We start from the raw sequence: 19,092 nt of genomic DNA, 5'->3' as shown, positions 1-19,092 counted from the left end.
ATTAATAATGGAAAAAGACGTGAAAATTTTAGTTGTAGATGATGAGGAAAGAATTCGCCGTTTATTAAAAATGTACTTAGAGCGTGAAGACTATACAATTGATGAAGCAGAAGATGGAACCGAGGCGTTAGCAAAAGCGTTTGCTAATGACTATGATGTCATTCTTCTTGACCTAATGATGCCAGGGAAAGACGGAATTGAAGTTTGTCGTGAATTAAGAGAAAAGAAGGCAACACCGGTAATCATGCTTACTGCTAAAGGGGAAGAAATTAATCGAGTCCAAGGCTTTGAAGTGGGCACTGATGACTATATAGTCAAACCATTTAGTCCGAGAGAAGTTGTCCTGCGTGTCAAAGCCTTGTTAAGAAGGTCTTCACAAACAAGTTACCTGCAAACGGAAACGACAACGAAAGACGTCATTGTATTCCCACACTTAACCATTGATAATGACGCACATAGGGTAGCAGCAGATGGTAAAGAAGTAAGTTTAACGCCAAAAGAATATGAATTGCTCTATTTCTTAGCGAAGGCACCAGATAAGGTTTTTGACCGTGAACAGTTACTAAAAGAAGTTTGGCATTATGAATTTTTCGGGGATCTACGTACAGTTGATACGCACGTAAAGCGTCTTCGTGAAAAATTAAACAAGGTATCTGAACAAGCTGCAAGAATGATTGTTACAGTTTGGGGCGTAGGCTATAAATTTGAGGTTATTAATGAATGACATTATTAAGAAGTGTTGTAGGAAAGCTATGGTTAACGATCCTTTTATTAGTATCTTTTGTGCTATTCATCTTAACAATCATGCTTCTCGAATTTTTCCAAAACTACAATACTCTTGAGATGAAAAAGGATTTGACCAATACAGCTGAGAAAATTGCAAATGTTTTAGAAAAACATCCTAATGAAAAATTACCACTTGGATTAGAGATATCCTGGGAAATTATTGATAATGTCAACAATGTAGTAATTGTTAAAAATGAGAGTGAAATCTATTACTCTCCAAACACGAATCTTTCAAATAGGTTATCCTATACTGATATTAAAAATGACCCGACATTATCACAAGTATTAAAAAAAGATAGGACTGTTGAAAAGATTTCCACCCTTTCCTTTAATGAAGAAAAAAAGGAAGCTAAGTATTCAATTATTGGTGTACCTTTGCATTTGCCCGGGGAAGAAAAAAGTGCCGTTTTTATTTATCAATCATTAGAAGTAATGCAAGAAACAACCCATGAAACAACTAAATTTATTTTACTTGTTGCGGGTGTAGCTATTATCCTTACAACTATTTTTGCCTTCTTTTTGTCCACAAGAATTGCAGCTCCGTTAAGAAAGATGAGAGAAGCAGCCTTTGAAGTGGCCAGAGGGAAATTCGATACAAAAGTACCCATCCTTACACATGATGAAATTGGGGAACTAGCAACTGCATTTAATCAAATGGGAAGACAATTAAAATTCAATATGAGTGCACTTAGCCAAGAAAAAGAGCAATTATCGAGTATCCTAAGCAGTATGGCAGATGGTGTTATTACCTTTAATCGGGATGGGGCGATTCTAATCACCAATCCTCCAGCAGACCGCTTTCTTCAATATTGGTATTATGAAATGGGTGGAATTAGTACGGATTCCGAAGCCATACCACCAGAGATAATGGATCTATTTCAGCAAGCAGTCGATACTGAAGCAGAACAAATGGGTGAAATTTCATTCCAAGGCAGACATTGGGTCATTCTAGTTAGTCCATTATATAGTAACCGTTTTATTCGCGGTGCAGTAGCCGTTCTGCGGGATATGACCGAGGAAAGACAGTTAGATAAAATGAGACAAGACTTTATTGCAAACGTTTCTCATGAGCTTAGAACGCCAATATCGATGTTGCAGGGCTATAGTGAGGCAATCGTTGATGATATTGCTGAATCCCAAGAAGAGAAAAAGGAAATGGCAAAAGTCATTTATGATGAATCCTTGCGTATGGGCCGGCTTGTCAATGAATTGCTAGATTTAGCCCGAATGGAAGCAGGACATCTTCAATTAACAATGGAGGAAACTAATATCTCTTCTTTTATCAATCGAATTATCCACAAGTTCCAGGGATTAGCTAAAGAAAATGGAATTCAATTATTTGCAGAGATAGATAATGAAATCACCTCCATTTCCTTTGATCCTGATCGAATCGAACAGGTTCTCACAAATTTAATTGATAATGCCATTAGACATACACCTAAAGGCGGTTCTGTTAAATTAAGTGTGACTTCAGAAGATAAGGGCGTAAGGATTAGAGTTAAAGATTCTGGGGCGGGTATTCCTGACGAAGATTTACCTTTTGTGTTTGAACGGTTTTATAAGGCTGATAAAGCTCGAACGAGAGGAAGAGCAGGAACAGGACTTGGACTAGCCATAGCTAAAAATATTATGGATGCACATCGTGGTCATATTTCTGTTCAGAGTAAACTCGGTCAAGGAACGACATTTTCCTTTTTAGTGCCTCGAAAATAGTAAAATGAACAAGTATTTTGCCGATTGTTCTTGATTCACGAGGAACACTTAAAAGCGAAAGCGACCGTTTAGCGCACGACAGGATTGGAACCGCTCCGCATGAGATAAAGGAAACACGAAGAGTGCTAGCGATTCGATGTTGACTTATCGCAAGGAGGAGAGGGCCAATCCACTAGTCGCTGGTCGCTGCAGCTAGATAAACTTAAAAGCGAAAGCGACCGAGCTCATCCATTTACAGGATGAGTTTTTTGTATCAAATTTTTGGGAAATGGATTCCAATTTATACCTTCCTTTTTGTCACAAAAAAGTCTATATTTATAAGGTGAAACTTTTTATACATATAAATCGACTAATATTATGAACGGGGAGGGGAATTGATGGACTCCGTTTTCGATGAACTTTACCAAAAATATCATCATGACGTTTTTCAATTTCTATTTTATATGGTCAGGAACAAAGAACATGCCGAGGATCTTGTCCAAGAAGTCTATATAAGAGTCTTTAAATCTTATCGCCGTTTTGAAGGGAAAAGCAGTGAGAAAACCTGGTTGTTTTCGATTGCAAGAAATGTAGCCATTGACTTCTTCCGAAAACAAAAGGGATGGAAAGAGCGTTTACTCGAAAAATTTGATTGGTCCACCAATCAGCTGAAAGATGGATATCCTATACCAGAAGAAATCACGGTACAAAAGGAAGAAATCAGGTGGGTTTACAACTGTCTAGACTATTGCACAATGGATCAAAGAGCTGTTATTATTCTGCGATATATTCAAGATTTATCGATTGCTGAAACAGCCCAAGCATTAGGATGGACAGAAAGCAAGGTGAAAACGACACAGCACCGTTCGTTAAAGGTATTGAAGAAACATATGGAAATGTCTTATCAGAAGGAGGTAGCGGCTAGTGAAAAAGTCAGAGTGGAGCGATAAGCAGCTCGAAGAACTATTAAGGCAAATGCCCAAAATACAAGATGATCGCAATCCTCGTGACATTTATCAGAATCTTTCTATAAAAAAGACAAAAATAAAACAATGGCTCCTGCCTGGCCTCGCTACTGCATGTGCATTGCTCATTTTCTTCATCTTAGTTCCTAAATTAATGGTCGGAACCCAATACTCAGAGGATAAAGCAAGTCAAAAAAATGCTTCATCTGGGCAGGAAATGCAAACAGCGGATGAAGATTCCTCCATTGCTTTGAAAAAAGAAGATGACAATTTAAAAGCAAAGACCTTTTCTGCAGCTGAGAATAATGAACTTTTGAAAACAGCAGTCTATGATGATGATGTAGACAATGGAAGGGTCTTAACTTATTGGATTCCAGATCCACAAGCGCAAATACTTGTTCCAGTTTCCACTATAGTAAATGATTCAAATGACAAATCATGGCTAACTATATTTAATGAAAACATGGTGAGTTTAAAGGAAGAAGAATGGGGTTTAAGCGAATTTTATCCACTTAATGCTACGCTTAGGCTTGATAATAAAAATAAAGCTGTTTTGGTTGATGTGCCGTCAACCCATCAGTACGGCCAAGGATCAACAACAGAAACAAATTTTATGAATGTATTACAAAAAGATATTTCTTCTAACAGTCATATAAAAAAAATCCAATTTTCAACAAATGGTGAGCCTGGAATAGAACTAGGGAATCTTGGCAGGAAAGAGCAAATTGAAGTTGTCCAAAAGAAGAATCATGCCTTCTTCTTTTATTTTTCTAAAGATAGTGAAATCCCCTACTTAGTTCCATCAGTAAAGACGTATACTGATATTAATAGGGCTTTGGAGGCAATGAAGAATGATCAGCCCTTATTAGGGTTAAAAAGTTCACTTTTTCCAGCTCTGCCGATTAAGGATGCATCCATTAAAGAAAAAACTTTATTTGTTACAATAGATGAAAATTCGAGTCTACGAGAAGACCAAGTTACGATTAACGCTTATGAGTCCTTGTTATTAACAGCTAAAGAATTTGGTTTAGAAAAAGTCATTATAAAAAATCCGCCTATAAAAAAAATCGGAACATTTAACCTATTAAAGGAAAACAAAGTCCCACGTGCTCCGAACCTACGGACGCTTCAATAATTAATTCTCAATCAACCCCAAGTGGTTGATTTTTTTTATCATGAATAAAATAACTATAATCTCCAAATTATAACAAGTATGTCTAATCGCTCCTCCACAAAGGAACATGTTCTAAAGGTGAAACAACTAACATATTGTGTGGAGGAGGAAAAGAACTAAGGAGGTTGAATGAAGAAAATGCGAGACTACATAAAAAGGGTTCTTATTGCCCTAATTATGGCGCTATGTGTCAGTTTGTTATTTTTTGGTGGAATACATTCCGAAGCAAGTATGAAGGATGAGAAAGAGATAAAGGATGGGTGGATATGGCCTGCAGACGGTATTATTTCTGATACATATGGAACGAGAATGGGTAAACATAAGGGAATTGATATTGCTGGAAAATTGAACACCCCTGTTCTTGCCGTCGATGATGGTCAAGTAGTTAAATCCTATTATTCGAATACATATGGAAATGTAGTATTTATAAAACATCCAAGTCATTTTGTTACTGTCTATGCCCATTTAAACAAGCGAACTGTATTAGAAGGTCAAAGTATTAAGCAGGGAACCGTTATAGGGAAAATGGGGAGAACAGGACAAGCTACTGGGACCCATCTTCATTTTGAAACCCACCAGCATGAGTGGAGATATGATAAGAAATATGCATTGGATCCAGAAAAGTTCTTAGGAAAAGCGGACACAGGCGAGAATGTACAGGGTGGAATAGCTGGAATCAATGATGATGTATTAGAAGCAAGCTCCCATGTAAAACTTGAAAAGGAAGACAAAACAGAGAAAGGACAAAAGCAATATATCGTCAAACAAGGCGACACATTGTACTCCATTTCGAAGAAAAGAAATATGACGGTAACACGTATTAAACAACTTAACCATCTGTCCTCGGATCTTATCAAACCTAAGCAAGTATTAAATGTAAATTGAGATAATAATCCACCCGTAGACCCACGTGTCTGCGGGTTTTGTTGTAGAAGTTACAAATGCGTTAAAACGTAAACCTTTTACTTAACAAAAAATGCAGGAAGCAGTATAATTATATTTGTAATTAAATATCGATCTATCTTCGGGGCAGGGTGAAATTCCCGATCGGCGGTATTTGAGTGAAACTCATAAGCCCGCGAGCCGTTTTGGCAGGATTTGGTGTGATTCCAAAGCCGACAGTATAGTCTGGATGGGAGAAGATGGAGGTTCTGCAGACGTTCAAAAAATTTATGTTTAATGAACGTTTATTAAGCGTGCCTTTGTAAACTCCCTCAAGTATATTTTCTTGAGGGAGTTTTTATTTACTTAGGACTCGACTGTTTGCTGAACCTCTCTTCCTAAACGCGATGGATCAAAAAAGGAGAGAGGAAGATGAAGAAGATGAAGAAACAGAGGAAAATGAACGTAAGGGCATATGTGTCAATTGGAATGTTGAGTAGTATTGCATTTCTGTTAATGCTAATACAATTTCCATTGCCTTTATTCCCAAATTTCTTGTTTGTCGATTTCAGCGACATCCCAGCATTAATTGCCACATTGATTTTTGGACCAATTGCAGGAATATTAGTTGAGTTTTTTAAAAATGTCCTTAATTATATTCAGACAGGAAGTTTTACAGGAATACCTGTTGGCCATATAGCCAATTTTGCTGCTGGCATTGTGTTTATCCTGCCAACATATTTCGTATATAATAGACTCAAAACTAGAAAAGGTATGACATTAGCGTTAATTGCCGGGACAGCTATAATGGCGGTAATGATGAGTATATTAAATTACTTCTTCATTTTACCGGCTTACACTGCTCTTATGGGATTCCCTGATATGCGTAATTTGGTAGTCCCTGCTATCTTGCCTTTTAACTTAATAAAAGGTGTTATGATGTCATCCATCTTTATGCTTCTGTTCATTCGGATGCAGGCATGGATTAATAAGAACACAACAATTAAAAGCGTCTAATAAATAAAAACAGCAGGATGGACTTATTCCTCCTGTTGTTTTTTTGTAAAAAATTAAAACCTCTCACCTTAAAAAGGAGAGAGGCAGTAGCTTAACAATTGTTTTACCTAAATATTATTCAAATTTAGTTGGATTGCCATCAAAAGCTTCGTCAGCTACCTTAATGGAATCAGTAGGACAGCCTTCAAAAGCATCCATCATATCATCGATTAATACATCTGGAATTTCAACAATTCCTTCATTATCATCAAGAGTTACAAATGCAATGCCTTCATCATCATAATCATAAATATCTGGTGCTGCTGCGCCGCAAGCCCCACATGCAATGCAAGTTTCCTTATCCACAATTGTGTACTTTGCCATGAAAAAAAACCTCCCAGTAATATAAACAAAATTATTCTTACACATTTTCCATTATCAAATTGAAAACGGATAACTCATATCTATTGTAAAACTGTATCGATAACTTTTCAATAGAAAAATACCCATATTCCTGTAGTTTATATGGTTGAATTTCTAATTCTTACACATTTTTGGACAACAATCCACTTAATTTCATGGTAGAATAAAGAAGAAAAATGGATATTTTGTCGATAATGTATGAAAAATGGTGGGGGACTCATATAATGCAAATTGAATCCATTATTCTATATAGTGTCAAACAATTAAACAGGGAACGGACGATTTACTCCGTCTATCACCTGTTGAATGGAAAAAAATCATCACAAACTATCCAAGACGCCCACCTATTTTCATTAAAAAATTTTTTTGGGATTTATGAGCAATTAACAAGGGACTCCTTTGATGAAATATATCAATCAATGGTAGAAAAAAATTGGTTATTAAATAAAGGGGAACAACGATTCGATGTAACGACCTCTGGAATGACACTTCTAGAAAACAAACCATTGCCCAAATATATAAATGGCTGGACCTTTCATCAAATAACCTCTCTATTTTGGGAAAGATTGTCCCTACTAATTCAGGTAGTATCCAATCTTGCTTTTGGGGAATCAAGATATATACCCATTCAAAAAAACAAAGACGTCCATATCTGGTTAAAATCTACTCTAAAGGTTATCACCGTACCTAGGATGGAGATAGGGACTACTGTCTATTCAGAGTTAAATGAATGTTTTAATACAGTGAAAGACATGGACCCATCACTTTTAGTGTTTCGGTTAACTGGTTTTCAGCAGATTGGATTAACCCCTCTACAAGTAGCAAAAAAGCTGAATTTGGATTTTCACGATTATCAGATTGGGTTTACTAATGCCCTTCATTACTTGATTCAAAAAATAATGGAAGACGGTAATCAGTTTAAAATCTTACCTTATCTTATCCATGATCTAATGCAAGATGATGAATTAACCCTTTCCTCAAGGAAAACACAGTCATTATTATTACAAGGATATAGCCTTGATATGATTGCAAATCTCAGACACTTAAAATTAAGTACAATAGAAGATCATCTTGTTGAATTAGCCTTAAATGTAAAGGATTTTTCCATTGATACCTACGTCGATAGTGAGTTACAAAATAAGATTTTGGAAGTTTCGCGGCAAAAAGTAACCAAACAGCTAAAAGTGATACGAGAAGAAGTAGATACTGCTACTTATTTTCAAATTAGGTTAGTATTAGCGAAATATGGTGATAGATAATGGAATTAGAAAAGGTTTTAAAAAAACATTTTGGTTATCAAACGTTTAAGACTGGACAAAAAGAGGTAATCACCTCGATTCTTGCTGGGCAGCATACACTGGCCATGCTCCCAACTGGAACTGGAAAATCCCTGTGTTACCAACTTCCTGGGATTATTTTAGAGGGGCAAATTTTAATTATTTCTCCTCTTCTATCATTAATGCAGGATCAAGTGGAACAATTTAAAAGATTTGGTGAAAAGAGAGTCATTGCTTTAAACTCTTTTCTTTCGGGAGAGGAAAGAAATAGGGCCCTACATCATTTAAGTCAATATAAATTTATCTTCATATCACCTGAAATGTTGAGAGTTCCCTATATCCTTCGTAAACTTCAAGAGCTTACGATTGCATTGTTTGTTGTAGATGAAGCCCATTGTATTTCCCAATGGGGCTTTGATTTTCGCCCGGATTATTCAAAACTAGGTGAGATTCGAAAGAAATTCGGTAATCCACTAACGCTTGCACTGACAGCGACAGCTACAATAAAGGTACGACAGGACATTGTTGCTTCACTTGATTTAGAGGAAATAGTAAAAATAGAATCGACCATAGACCGACCCAATATCGGCTTTTATGTAAAAGAACTATTTGATTACCGCGATAAACAAGCCAGTGTCCTCGAGTTTGTTGCCAAATTGAAAAAACCGGGAATTATTTATTTTTCAAGTAAAAAAGCTGCCGAACAGATGGCGAACTTACTAACAGAAAAAGGAATCTGTCTGTCTATGGCCTATCATGGCGGATTGGATCAAAATACAAGAATACTGATTCAACAACAGTTTATCTATGGGCAATTAGATGTAATATGTGCTACGAGTGCTTTTGGCATGGGTATTAATAAAGAAAATATCCGTTTTATTATTCACTATCACATGCCAATGCAAATAGAATCTTTTCTACAGGAAATCGGAAGGGCAGGTCGTGATGGCGAACCGAGTATTGCCATCCTTTTATATTCGCCAGGGGATGAACAGCTTCCAATCCAGCTTGCAGAGAATGAATTGCCATCTGAACAGCAAATAGACTGGTTGTTTAAAAAGGTAGAACATGACCATCTTCTGAAGGATGGAAAGATCAATCTAAATACGAAACTAATGGAGCTTGGCGGTTTTACCGATATTCAATGGAGGATTGTTGAGGACTTTGTAAATAATTCATTTCTAGAAATGACTAGCCTTGAAAAATTACAATGCACTATTAATGATTTTGTTAAGGAAAGATTATCCATTAAGAAAAATAATATTTATTGCATGAAAAAATGGATTGAAACCAATTTTTGCAGACGTGAATATATTTTACATTATTTTGATGAAATATTGTCTAACAAGCTAAATCCATGCTGCGACATTTGCGGGCTTCAAATAAATGATTATCAAACTAATAATTCTAATCATTTTCCTTCAGTAAAAACAAATGAAAAAAACTGGAACGACTATCTTGCTAAAATTCTAATCAATTGTGAGTTGAGGGAATGAAAAAAAAGTATTTTGAATTAATTAATGGATTAACGGATAAAGATTTGCTTTTTCACCTTTACATGACACAGGGAATTCTCTGTGCGATCTCATTGATATTAGGATTTATATTTTTTGACCATTTCTCCTATTTGGATAATATTTCTTTGAATGACTTTCATATTATATCAATCGGTCTCCCTGCCGGTATTACAGTGGTTATGGCCGATATTCTTTTTATGAAATCGCTGCCTTCGTCCTTTTATGATGATGGCGGTTTGAATGAAAGAATATTTAAAAATAGAAATTTGTTTCACATCTTTATCATTGCCCTTTTAGTAGCTTTTAGTGAAGAATTATTGTTTAGAGGGATCATTCAAACAAAAGTAGGCCTCATTTTAGCAAGTATTATTTTTGCAATCATCCACTATCGATACCTTTTTAATTGGTTTTTGTTTGTAAATATTGTTGTATTAAGCTTTTTTATTGGTTTAATATTTCAGTGGACAGACAATTTAGCAGTCACAATTGTTATGCATTTTGTCATTGATTTTTTATTAGGAGTCTATATAAAATTTAAACAACCAATCAGAGAAGATGAATAGGGAGGAGTAGCTCCATGAATAATGAAGAACCATTCAGGGACCAAGCGGAAAGATTAAAACAGCGAATAGAAAAAATTAATGAAAAAGTCGAAGACATGGAAGTTTTGCCTCCACGGGAGCAGATACATCGTCCAAAGAAGAAAAAAACAAAATGGAAGCTAAAATATCCACTTATTCGTCTATTAGTTTTGTTCTTTATCCTCCTGCCTATAATCATATTTAGTGTAATCTCTTACCGTGACGGTGCTAAAAAAATAAATGGGGTTGAAAAATCATCAGAAGAAACAGTAGGGTATGAAACGATTAATTTGGAAAATTCTAAAGATGACGAGGAAACCCAAGAAAATCCCGATGAAACGAAGGAAGCAATTTCTGAAGCTAACGATTCTGAAGAACCTAGCGTAGAATCTAACGCCGGAGTAGAACAGACTGAAACGGCTGTGGATACATCTGTTCAACCCGAGAGTACAAATGAAAACAAAACGGATTCTCAGGTATCAGATATTAATGGTGAAAAAGAAAAAGAGTCAGAAACTAGCGTAGTATCGACAGAACCAGAAGCTAGTAAAATCATTTCTCATACGGTTAAACCAAATGAAAACCTTTATAGGATAGCAATGACGTATTATCAATCCCCAAAGGGAATGGATATTATTATGGAGGCAAACCATCTAACGAGTAACCAACTAAATGCAGGGCAGGTTTTGAAAATACCAATAAACAATTAACCGATCCAAAAGTGATCGGTTTTTTTTTAATAGAAAAACATAATAGAAGGGACAAGTTCATATGTATATACAGAGAAATGGAGTGTGATAAAAATGGATTCTCCAATCCAATTACTTGAAAATACTGATCAGGCAACCAAGCAGGCTCTTGAAAATGTAAGAAAACGAAAAGAAAAATTTGACCGTTTTAAAAAGCGGCATATTCTTTCAATTTGGGCCACAATTATTTTAGCAGCTAGTTTCTTAACCTATTTGTATATCACAGTTGCCAGTATTTATTCCTATTCCTTTGCTGCGATGTTTTCGGCGTTTGTAAATGACTCCAATAATTTGACATTGTTGGTTTTTTGTGTCGGAATGTACGGTACAATGAATTTACTGAAAGCAAAAAAAGACAAAGCAGAAAAGGAATATCATGAATTAAGATGTGAAATTGTCGATCGCAGTAAGGATTATTGGAAAAAAGAAGAAGAATGGAAATCACGTCACATTGTTTTTGAAATGATGAAAACTAAATATGACATAAACCTATATCATGAAAAAAAATAAGAAGCAGAACTAAACTGCTTCTTATTTTTATCGAGATAACTAAGTATAAGATTTTGAACTTAGATTACTGTCTAGCTCCAGCGCCCAGCGTCTAGTGGACTTCGCTCTTCTCCCTACGATAAGTCAACATCGGATCGCTAGCGCTCTCCGTGTTTCCTTTATCTCAGTCGAAGCGCTCCAGTCCATACGCCGCTAAACGGGCGCTTCCGCTTTTCTTATTAGAATATAGTCTTTTTACCACGTTCGTCTTTTAATATTTCCACAGCTTCCCGGAAGCGTTGCGAATGGATGATTTCCCGTTCACGTAAGAAGCGCAGACTATCATTGATATCAGGATCATCACTTATGTTAATCAACCACTGGTAGGTAGCCCTTGCCTTTTCTTCTGCTGCAATATCTTCATATAAATCTGCAATTGGATCACCCTTAGCGGTTATATAAGTAGCTGTAAATGGGACTCCTGCGGCATTATGGTAGTATAATGCACTATCATGGTCAGCATAATGTGCTCCCAATCCTGCTGCTTTCATTTGCTCAGGCGTGGCGTCTTTCGTTAATTTGTAGACCATTGTAGCAATCATTTCGAGGTGGGCGAACTCTTCTGTACCGATATCTGTTAGAAGACCAATTACCTTATCTGGAATTGTGTATCGTTGGTTTAAGTATCGGAGTGCAGCAGCAAGTTCGCCGTCGGCACCCCCATATTGCTCAATTAAATATTTTGCTAATGTTGGATTACAAGTACTGACTCGAACTGGGTACTGTAATTTTTTCTCATAAACCCACATTGAGCTCTTCCCTCCCTTTAATTAAACTTGCCACGGCCATGGGGTATCTTTCCAGTTCCATGGATATCCGGAGTAGCTATTTCCAAATTGAAGCAATGGACCAAATTGGCTTTCAAATGCCTTTTTGATACGTTTACGTTCTTTTGCGTAATGATTGAATTGATTGATTGCCTCTAGGTCATCAGGATGGGTATCTAAATATAATGTGAGTTCTACTAAAACAAAGTCAACCGTTTGAAGCTGCTCCATTATTTGATAATATTCGGCAGGGACCTGTGTCATGTTGGCAGGCCCCCTTTTGCTTTCTCGAACGAATTGTACCAAGGATCATAGAAGTCCTTCCAAAGCGTGCCAGCTCTCAGTGCTTCTTGCGGCGAAAATTGTGGAAGATTAGGTGGTTGAAAGCCCATATATAAATGTGGCGGAGTTGAGTAAGTTTTTTCAAGTATTGGCTTGCAAGGGTCAAACGGACTCGCATAAGGATGATAGGATTTAAAGTGTGTATTCATTTTAGCCCTCCCTTTATTCAACATCATTTAATAATATGAATTTTTCGTTTTTCTATGACATTTATCTTATTAAAATATAGAGGGGTTTATCTAAGGATTGTCGAAGTATAATAGATAATACAGATAATCAATTTTGAGGTGATGGGAATTGTTTGTTAAAAATATTATGATTCCAAAGCATGAATGTTTTACTGCACAGGAAAATACGACACTGAAAGAGGCCTTGGAAAGATTAGAAAAACATCAAATTGATGGACTACCGGTTTTAAATGGAGATAAGTATGTAGGGGTTGCGACGAGATATTGTATTTATGAAAGTTTCTTTCATTCTGATAAACAAAAGGATGAGTACTTAACCTCAACTTTTGTAAAAGATATTGCTACACATCAAGATAAGTTTTTAGAGGGTAGAGAACTATTCGAGAAAACTCTTCTTGATTTAAAGGATTTTCCTTTATTGTCTGTTGTTGATGAAAACAAAAATTTCCTTGGAGTGGTTACTCGTTCGGATGTAATCAGTTCATTTGAGAGTGCATTTGGTGTAAATCGCCCAGGAGTAAGGATTGCCTTTACATCAGTTGAAACTGAAGGTCGGATTGCTCGTCTGTCTGAAATTGCCCATTAATTCCATGAACATATTATTTCTCTTGTTACTTTTGATGAAACTGATAAACTTGTCCGAAGAATTGTAATGAAGATTGAAAAGAAGAACAATATTGACAAATTCACAAAGAGGCTGGAAGAACATGGGTTCAGAATTTTAAGTATCGAAGAGGACCAATAACTGAATTAGGTAATATTTTCAATCCTTCTCATACATTGTATGGGAGGGATTTTTATGTATAAAAAAGTATTGACGGATTTGGTTATTTTTCTAAGTGGATATCTGCTCATTAAATGGATTACGATTCCTCATCCATTTGTCCTTTCTGAGTTCTTTATAGGGCTTGTAATAAATCCATTAAAATTTTTTGTAGCTTCAGTGGTTTTTTTTATTGGATTTCTCGTTACCGGAAAAGTTATTCGTGAGCTGTTACATAGGACAAGAAAAATAGGGCAGAAACGAGAAAAATTAGATATGAATCTTTTCTTGGAATATCTCTTCCTTTTTATTATTTTTTTCCTTCTTTTTAATATGGGATGGGAGCAAACCCTTGTCTTTTTTAGTTTAAGTCTTTTTTATGGTATGATTTCCATTGAACTTTAAGTTAAGAAATGGGGAAAAGGAAATATGGTTATTAGTTTAGTTGTCCTGTTCATCGGTGGTGGATGTCTTCTTATATATATGTTACGTGAAGCATTTTTAAATAAAGTAATAGAACATGAATTATCTTTTTCAGACTTTCCTAAATCTCTAGGCAGTGTTTCGATCTTTTTTATTTCGGATATTCATAGGAGAAAGATATCTGATAAAATTATTAACCCTGTTAAGGGGAAGGCAGATATAGTTGTAATCGGCGGAGATTTAACAGAAAAAGGGGTTCCTTTTGAGAAAGTTAAAGCAAACTTGTTGAAACTAAAGCAAATTGGTCCTGTCTACTTTGTATGGGGAAACAATGATTATGAAGTAGATTATCATAAATTAGATGCCATCCTCCTGGAGTTAGGTATTAAAGTATTAGATAACACCGCTGTGACTTTTGAATCAGCCCAAGGTGAAAAATTTTGTTTACTTGGTGTAGATGATTTAAAGCAAGACCGAGATCGTCTGGATTTAGCCTTACTAGATGCAGAAGAGAAAAGTTTTAAAATTCTAGCAAGCCATTATCCTGATATTACAAATAAGATTCTTTCTGAACATGAAATTCGCTTAGTGTTATGTGGTCATACACACGGGGGGCAAATTCATATTTTAGGATATAGTCCACATGAAAGAGGGAAAATAAAAAAATTAGATAATACCATTCTTCTTATTAGTAATGGTTATGGTACCACGACCATCCCTTTAAGGTTGGGGGCACCTGCTGAATGTCACTTGATTACACTTAAGTGGAATTCTGATATGGAAGGAAAAATATAGACAATTCACCAACAGGACCCCAGGGCATACACTGAAAACAAGAGTTATGTCACGGCAGGGGGCAAAATCATGCGCTTAGAACGCTTAACGGCCAATAAAATAAAAATTTTTCTAACCTCTGATGATTTATTTGACAGGGGACTCTCCAAAGAAGATATTTGGAAAGACTCAATAAAATGGAATCAGCTTTTTCATGATATGGTGGAAGAGGCAAGTGAGGAATTTGACGTTGATATTCAAGGTTCTGTGGCGGTAGAGGTGTTCTCCCTCCAGGCTCAGGGGATGATATTGATCATTACCGTTGATGAAGCAATTGAAGATGAGGAAATTCTATACGATGGATTTATTGAAATGCAAGTAAGGATGGAAGGTTTTGAGGACCTATTGTATGAGTTTGATGATTTTGAGGATATAATTGGTCTTTCAAAAAGACTGTCCACTGTCAATATTTTTGGTGGAAGCCTATATGCAATGCATAACCGCTATTATTTATTAATGAATAATTTAGAAACTGAAAATAATATTAAGGCTGCTTGTGTTTTATCTGAATTTGGTAATGCTTCTATTCTAAGTCCGTACGTTTTAGCTGAGTATGGGAAACGAATAATCGAAAATAATGCGGTGGAAACTATTCTTCAATATTTCAAGTAATTTAGCTACTTTTTAAGAAAGTAAGTTAGAGAAGGGCAACCACCGCCCTTCCAATCATTAAAAGTTATTAAGATATAATTTGTAGCCATTGCAATTTTAGAAATCCTTTAAAAATGCAGTTGGCAACGTTTACATAATGGTTCAGGTAGTTGTTTTTTTCACTTGCATAAATCAATTAAAGGTGTATACTTGTGTCTGAAAGCTGACAACATTCGTAGCATTTTTTTAGGGAGGATTACAAATGGTAGCCGATAAAGATAATGAAAAGACTAATCAAGAGGAAAAGCATGATGTGTTGAAATCGACACAAACCGTTATACATAAAGCCCTTGAAAAGTTAGGTTATCCTGAAGAGGTATACGAGCTCTTAAAAGAGCCATTACGTTTAATGACAGTTAAAATTCCAATTAGAATGGATGACGGTTCCATAAAAATATTTACTGGTTACCGTGCCCAGCATAATGATGCTGTGGGGCCAACAAAGGGTGGGATTCGTTTCCATCCAGGTGTGACAGAAACGGAAGTGAAAGCCCTTTCAATCTGGATGAGCTTAAAATGTGGGATTGTCGATCTTCCGTATGGCGGTGGTAAAGGCGGTATTGTCTGCGACCCTCGTGATATGTCCTTTAGAGAGCTTGAAAGATTAAGCCGGGGATACGTAAGAGCAATCAGTCAAATTGTTGGACCAACTAAAGACATTCCAGCTCCTGATGTGTTTACCAATTCGCAAATCATGGCTTGGATGATGGATGAATATAGCCGAATTGATGAATTTAATTCACCAGGTTTTATTACGGGTAAACCGCTTGTTCTTGGTGGGTCACATGGACGTGAGTCTGCAACGGCAAAAGGAGTAACAATCTGTATCCAAGAGGCTGCTAAAAAGAAGGGTATTCAAATTGAGGGTGCAAGGGTTGTTATTCAAGGTTTTGGTAATGCTGGAAGCTTTTTATCTAAATTCATGCACGATGCAGGTGCAAAAGTAATTGGAATTTCTGATGCATACGGAGCTTTGCATGATCCAAATGGTTTGGATATTGATTATCTATTAGATAGACGAGATAGCTTTGGAACGGTTACAAAATTATTTAATAACACTATTACAAATAAGGAATTGCTAGAACTTGAATGCGATATTCTTGTTCCTGCTGCAATAGAAAATCAAATTACTGAAGAAAACGCTCATAATATTCGTGCAAGTATCGTGGTAGAGGCGGCAAATGGTCCAACTACACTAGAGGCGACAGAGATTTTAACAGAACGAGGAGTTCTCCTTGTCCCGGATGTATTAGCATCTGCCGGTGGTGTAACCGTTTCTTATTTCGAATGGGTTCAAAATAACCAAGGTTACTATTGGTCTGAGGAAGAAGTAGAAGAAAAACTGGAAAAGGTAATGATAAAATCCTTTAACAATATTTATGACACTGCCCAAACACGCCGTGTCGATATGCGACTTGCTGCATATATGGTTGGAGTTAGAAAAATGGCAGAGGCAAGCCGTTTTAGAGGCTGGATTTAAAACTTAACCATTGAAACATAGTGAAAAAACTCCTATCATAGACGATAGGAGTTTTTTTGTTATCCTGAATGATTGTTTTAAGGGGTGTACTTATTATGCAAATAGAAGATATCATTATTGTTGGCGGTGGCCCATGTGGTTTAGCAGCGGCGATCGCAGTTCAGGATATAGGGAAAAAACCACTTATTATTGAAAAAGGAAATGTGGTGAATTCAATTTATCACTACCCTACACATCAAACATTTTTTAGTACAGCAGAAAAATTAGAAATTGGCGAAGTACCCTTTATTACAGAACATTATAAGCCTAAAAGGAATCAGGCGCTTGTTTATTATCGAGAAGTTGCCAAACGGAAACAGTTACGAATAAATGCGTTTGAAAAAGTTACTCGTGTATCAAAACAAGGTGAGCTGTTTCATGTTTATACCAATAAAAATACTTATTGTGCCCGCTATGTAATCATAGCAACCGGTTATTATGATCATCCCAATTATATGGAGGTACCTGGTGAAAATTTATCCAAGGTATTTCACTATTTTAAAGAAGCCCATCCATTTTATGATAAAGATGTTTGTGTGATTGGTGGGAAAAATTCTAGTGTTGACGCTGCAATAGAACTTGTGAAGGCTGGAGCAAGAGTGACAGTTTTATATCGTGGTGAAAAATACTCTCCAAGTATAAAGCCATGGATTCTTCCTGAATTTGAAGCGTTGGTCCGGGCGGGAACCATTTTGATGGAATTTAACGCTACCCTAAAAGAAATAACGGAAAATCAAGTTGTATATATAAAAGACCATAACGAAAATGTGATAAGCAATGATTTTGTATTTGCAATGACAGGCTACCATCCAGATCATCAATTTTTACGGAACATGGGTGTTAAAATAGATGGGGAATCAGGGCGACCCTTCTTTAATGCAGATACAATGGAGACAAATATTGAGGGAATATATATAGCAGGTGTAATTGCGGCAGGAAATAACGCAAATGAAATATTCATTGAAAATGGCAGGTTCCACGGTGGGGAAATTGCTTGCTCAATCCTAGAAAAAGATGCAAAAAGGGTGACATAATGATGAAAAAAGTTGTCTTATTAACAACAGGTGGAACAATAGCAAGCAAGCCAAATAAAGATTCAGGAAAATTAGCCTCAGGTGCGTTAACTGGTGAAGAGCTCGCTAGTATGTGTAATTTACCAAAGGACATTGAAGTCGTTATTGAATCTGTTTTTCAAAAAGCTAGTATTCATATCACATTTGATGATTTAATTTTATTAAAAAACAAAATTGAGGACTATTTTAAGGATGAAGATGTTTCAGGCGTGGTTGTCACACATGGAACGGATACAATGGAAGAAACATCCTATTTTCTTGATTTAACAATTAAAGACCCAAGAACTGTTGTCGTTACAGGTTCCCAGCGCTCGCCAGAGGATTTAGGCAGCGATGTATATATAAATTTGCGTCATGCCATTTATTGTGCTTGTTCTCATGATTTAAGGGATGCTGGCACCGTGGTCGTTTTTAATGAACGAATATTTGCTGCAAGATATGTAAAAAAAGAACATGCATCCAATATCCAGGGTTTCAATGCATTTGGATTTGGCTATCTTGGCATTATTGATAACGATCAAGTTCATGTTTTTCAAAAACCAATCAAAAGAGAGTATTTTGAAATAGAATCATCTATTCCTCAAGTCGAAATCATTAAATGCTATATTGGAGCTGATGGGAAATTTATTAAGGCAGCTCGAGAGGCGGGGATTGCTGGGATTGTCCTAGAAGGAGTGGGACGTGGTCAGGTTGCCCCTAAAATGATGGCAGAAATTGAAAAAGCTATTGGAGCGGGAATTAAACTGGTTGTCACTACTAGCGCAGAAGAGGGTTCAGTATACACAACCTATGATTATGAAGGAAGTGCCTTTGATCTTTTTAATAAGGGAGTTATTCTAGGGAGTGACAACGACTCCAAAAAAGCAAGAATTAAATTGGCTGTAGCCCTTGCTAGCAATTTGAAGGAAATTAAATTTTAAGCTAACCAAATGTCAAACGGT

Annotated in this window: 22 protein-coding genes and 1 riboswitch; of the genes, 18 read left to right on the top strand and 4 right to left on the bottom strand. The window is 36.2% G+C overall.

Translation table 11 applies throughout. The features are described from left to right. Nucleotides 1-7: 7 nt before the first annotated feature. The 6 genes from CCK98_RS23760 (at nt 8) to CCK98_RS23735 (ending at nt 6,516) form a co-directional block, all read left to right on the top strand. Nucleotides 8-724 carry a response regulator transcription factor gene (locus tag CCK98_RS23760; protein WP_088088835.1) on the top strand — a complete coding sequence of 239 codons (717 nt, stop codon included), beginning with the start codon at nt 8-10 and terminating at the stop codon, nt 722-724. Continuing rightward, a complete protein-coding gene (locus tag CCK98_RS23755; protein WP_088088834.1) occupies nt 721-2,499 on the top strand; it encodes an ATP-binding protein in 1,779 nt (592 codons plus the stop codon). The genes CCK98_RS23760 and CCK98_RS23755 overlap by 4 nt, the downstream gene beginning before the upstream one ends. A 377-nt stretch (nt 2,500-2,876) precedes the next feature. Beyond that, nucleotides 2,877-3,428 (top strand): RNA polymerase sigma factor SigX, encoded by a 552-nt coding sequence (gene sigX / locus CCK98_RS23750; protein WP_088088833.1) that lies wholly within the window; start codon nt 2,877-2,879, stop codon nt 3,426-3,428. After that, a complete protein-coding gene (locus CCK98_RS23745; protein WP_088088832.1) occupies nt 3,403-4,578 on the top strand; it encodes a hypothetical protein in 1,176 nt (391 codons plus the stop codon). The genes sigX and CCK98_RS23745 overlap by 26 nt, the downstream gene beginning before the upstream one ends. Nucleotides 4,579-4,746: 168 nt before the next feature. Beyond that, nucleotides 4,747-5,502: a peptidoglycan DD-metalloendopeptidase family protein gene (locus CCK98_RS23740; RefSeq protein ID WP_256942452.1), complete on the top strand. Its 756-nt coding sequence runs from the start codon at nt 4,747-4,749 to the stop codon at nt 5,500-5,502. A gap of 131 nt (nt 5,503-5,633) precedes the next feature. Further along, nucleotides 5,634-5,765, top strand: a riboswitch (FMN riboswitch). A gap of 166 nt (nt 5,766-5,931) precedes the next feature. Continuing rightward, on the top strand, nt 5,932-6,516 hold the full coding sequence (locus tag CCK98_RS23735; protein ID WP_088088831.1) for an ECF transporter S component: 585 nt from the start codon (nt 5,932-5,934) through the stop codon (nt 6,514-6,516). Between the two features lie 114 nt (nt 6,517-6,630). On the opposite strand, the gene CCK98_RS23730 is transcribed toward CCK98_RS23735, so the two are convergent. After that, nucleotides 6,631-6,879 (bottom strand): ferredoxin, encoded by a 249-nt coding sequence (locus CCK98_RS23730; RefSeq protein WP_024030326.1) that lies wholly within the window; start codon nt 6,877-6,879, stop codon nt 6,631-6,633. Between the two features lie 263 nt (nt 6,880-7,142). On the opposite strand from CCK98_RS23730, the gene CCK98_RS23725 reads away from it, so the two are divergent. From CCK98_RS23725 to CCK98_RS23705, 5 genes are all read left to right on the top strand, one after another. Next, on the top strand, nt 7,143-8,177 hold the full coding sequence (locus tag CCK98_RS23725; RefSeq protein ID WP_179195913.1) for a helix-turn-helix domain-containing protein: 1,035 nt from the start codon (nt 7,143-7,145) through the stop codon (nt 8,175-8,177). Beyond that, on the top strand, nt 8,177-9,691 hold the full coding sequence (locus tag CCK98_RS23720) for an ATP-dependent DNA helicase RecQ (RefSeq protein WP_088088829.1): 1,515 nt from the start codon (nt 8,177-8,179) through the stop codon (nt 9,689-9,691). The genes CCK98_RS23725 and CCK98_RS23720 overlap by 1 nt, the downstream gene beginning before the upstream one ends. Further along, nucleotides 9,688-10,275 (top strand): CPBP family intramembrane glutamic endopeptidase, encoded by a 588-nt coding sequence (locus CCK98_RS23715; RefSeq protein ID WP_088088828.1) that lies wholly within the window; start codon nt 9,688-9,690, stop codon nt 10,273-10,275. The genes CCK98_RS23720 and CCK98_RS23715 overlap by 4 nt, the downstream gene beginning before the upstream one ends. A gap of 14 nt (nt 10,276-10,289) precedes the next feature. Beyond that, nucleotides 10,290-11,003 (top strand): LysM peptidoglycan-binding domain-containing protein, encoded by a 714-nt coding sequence (locus CCK98_RS23710; RefSeq protein ID WP_256942451.1) that lies wholly within the window; start codon nt 10,290-10,292, stop codon nt 11,001-11,003. Between the two features lie 93 nt (nt 11,004-11,096). Continuing rightward, complete coding sequence (locus tag CCK98_RS23705) at nt 11,097-11,552, top strand: YpbF family protein (protein WP_088088827.1); 456 nt, start codon at nt 11,097-11,099, stop codon at nt 11,550-11,552. Between the two features lie 218 nt (nt 11,553-11,770). Here CCK98_RS23705 and cotJC read toward each other — a convergent pair whose 3' ends face one another. From cotJC to CCK98_RS23690, 3 genes are read right to left on the bottom strand one after another with little or no spacing between them, the layout of a single operon-like run. Then, nucleotides 11,771-12,340, bottom strand: coding sequence for a spore coat protein CotJC (gene cotJC / locus CCK98_RS23700; RefSeq protein ID WP_088088826.1), 570 nt, complete (start codon nt 12,338-12,340; stop codon nt 11,771-11,773). A gap of 21 nt (nt 12,341-12,361) precedes the next feature. Further along, nucleotides 12,362-12,622 (bottom strand): spore coat protein CotJB, encoded by a 261-nt coding sequence (locus tag CCK98_RS23695; protein WP_088088825.1) that lies wholly within the window; start codon nt 12,620-12,622, stop codon nt 12,362-12,364. After that, a complete protein-coding gene (locus CCK98_RS23690; RefSeq protein WP_088088824.1) occupies nt 12,619-12,849 on the bottom strand; it encodes a spore coat associated protein CotJA in 231 nt (76 codons plus the stop codon). Before CCK98_RS23690 ends, CCK98_RS23695 begins: the two co-directional genes overlap by 4 nt. Nucleotides 12,850-12,997: 148 nt before the next feature. On the opposite strand from CCK98_RS23690, the gene CCK98_RS23685 reads away from it, so the two are divergent. The 7 genes from CCK98_RS23685 to CCK98_RS23655 all read left to right on the top strand — a co-directional run bounded on the left by CCK98_RS23685 (nt 12,998) and on the right by CCK98_RS23655 (nt 19,071). After that, nucleotides 12,998-13,474 (top strand): HPP family protein, encoded by a 477-nt coding sequence (locus CCK98_RS23685; protein WP_306298962.1) that lies wholly within the window; start codon nt 12,998-13,000, stop codon nt 13,472-13,474. 213 nt (nt 13,475-13,687) lie between these two features. After that, entirely contained in the window at nt 13,688-14,056 is a 369-nt protein-coding gene (locus tag CCK98_RS23680; RefSeq protein WP_088088823.1) for a hypothetical protein, read from the top strand. A gap of 24 nt (nt 14,057-14,080) precedes the next feature. Beyond that, nucleotides 14,081-14,869: a metallophosphoesterase gene (locus CCK98_RS23675; RefSeq protein ID WP_088088822.1), complete on the top strand. Its 789-nt coding sequence runs from the start codon at nt 14,081-14,083 to the stop codon at nt 14,867-14,869. A gap of 69 nt (nt 14,870-14,938) precedes the next feature. Continuing rightward, the gene (locus tag CCK98_RS23670; protein ID WP_088088821.1) at nt 14,939-15,520 is read left to right on the top strand and encodes a genetic competence negative regulator; all 582 of its coding nucleotides are present in this window, start codon (nt 14,939-14,941) and stop codon (nt 15,518-15,520) included. 241 nt (nt 15,521-15,761) lie between these two features. Beyond that, the gene (locus CCK98_RS23665) at nt 15,762-17,039 is read left to right on the top strand and encodes a Glu/Leu/Phe/Val dehydrogenase (RefSeq protein WP_088088820.1); all 1,278 of its coding nucleotides are present in this window, start codon (nt 15,762-15,764) and stop codon (nt 17,037-17,039) included. 95 nt (nt 17,040-17,134) lie between these two features. Continuing rightward, on the top strand, nt 17,135-18,112 hold the full coding sequence (locus tag CCK98_RS23660) for a YpdA family putative bacillithiol disulfide reductase (protein ID WP_088088819.1): 978 nt from the start codon (nt 17,135-17,137) through the stop codon (nt 18,110-18,112). Between the two features lie 2 nt (nt 18,113-18,114). Then, nucleotides 18,115-19,071, top strand: a complete 957-nt coding sequence (locus CCK98_RS23655; RefSeq protein ID WP_088088818.1) for an asparaginase — start codon at nt 18,115-18,117, stop codon at nt 19,069-19,071. Nucleotides 19,072-19,092 lie beyond the last annotated feature (21 nt).

This window comes from Bacillus sp. OV166, assembly GCF_900177675.1.
Classification (GTDB): Bacteria; Bacillota; Bacilli; order Bacillales; family Cytobacillaceae; genus Neobacillus.
Note: the sequence above shows the minus strand (reverse complement) of the source record. Positions and strands in the feature narration are given on the sequence as shown.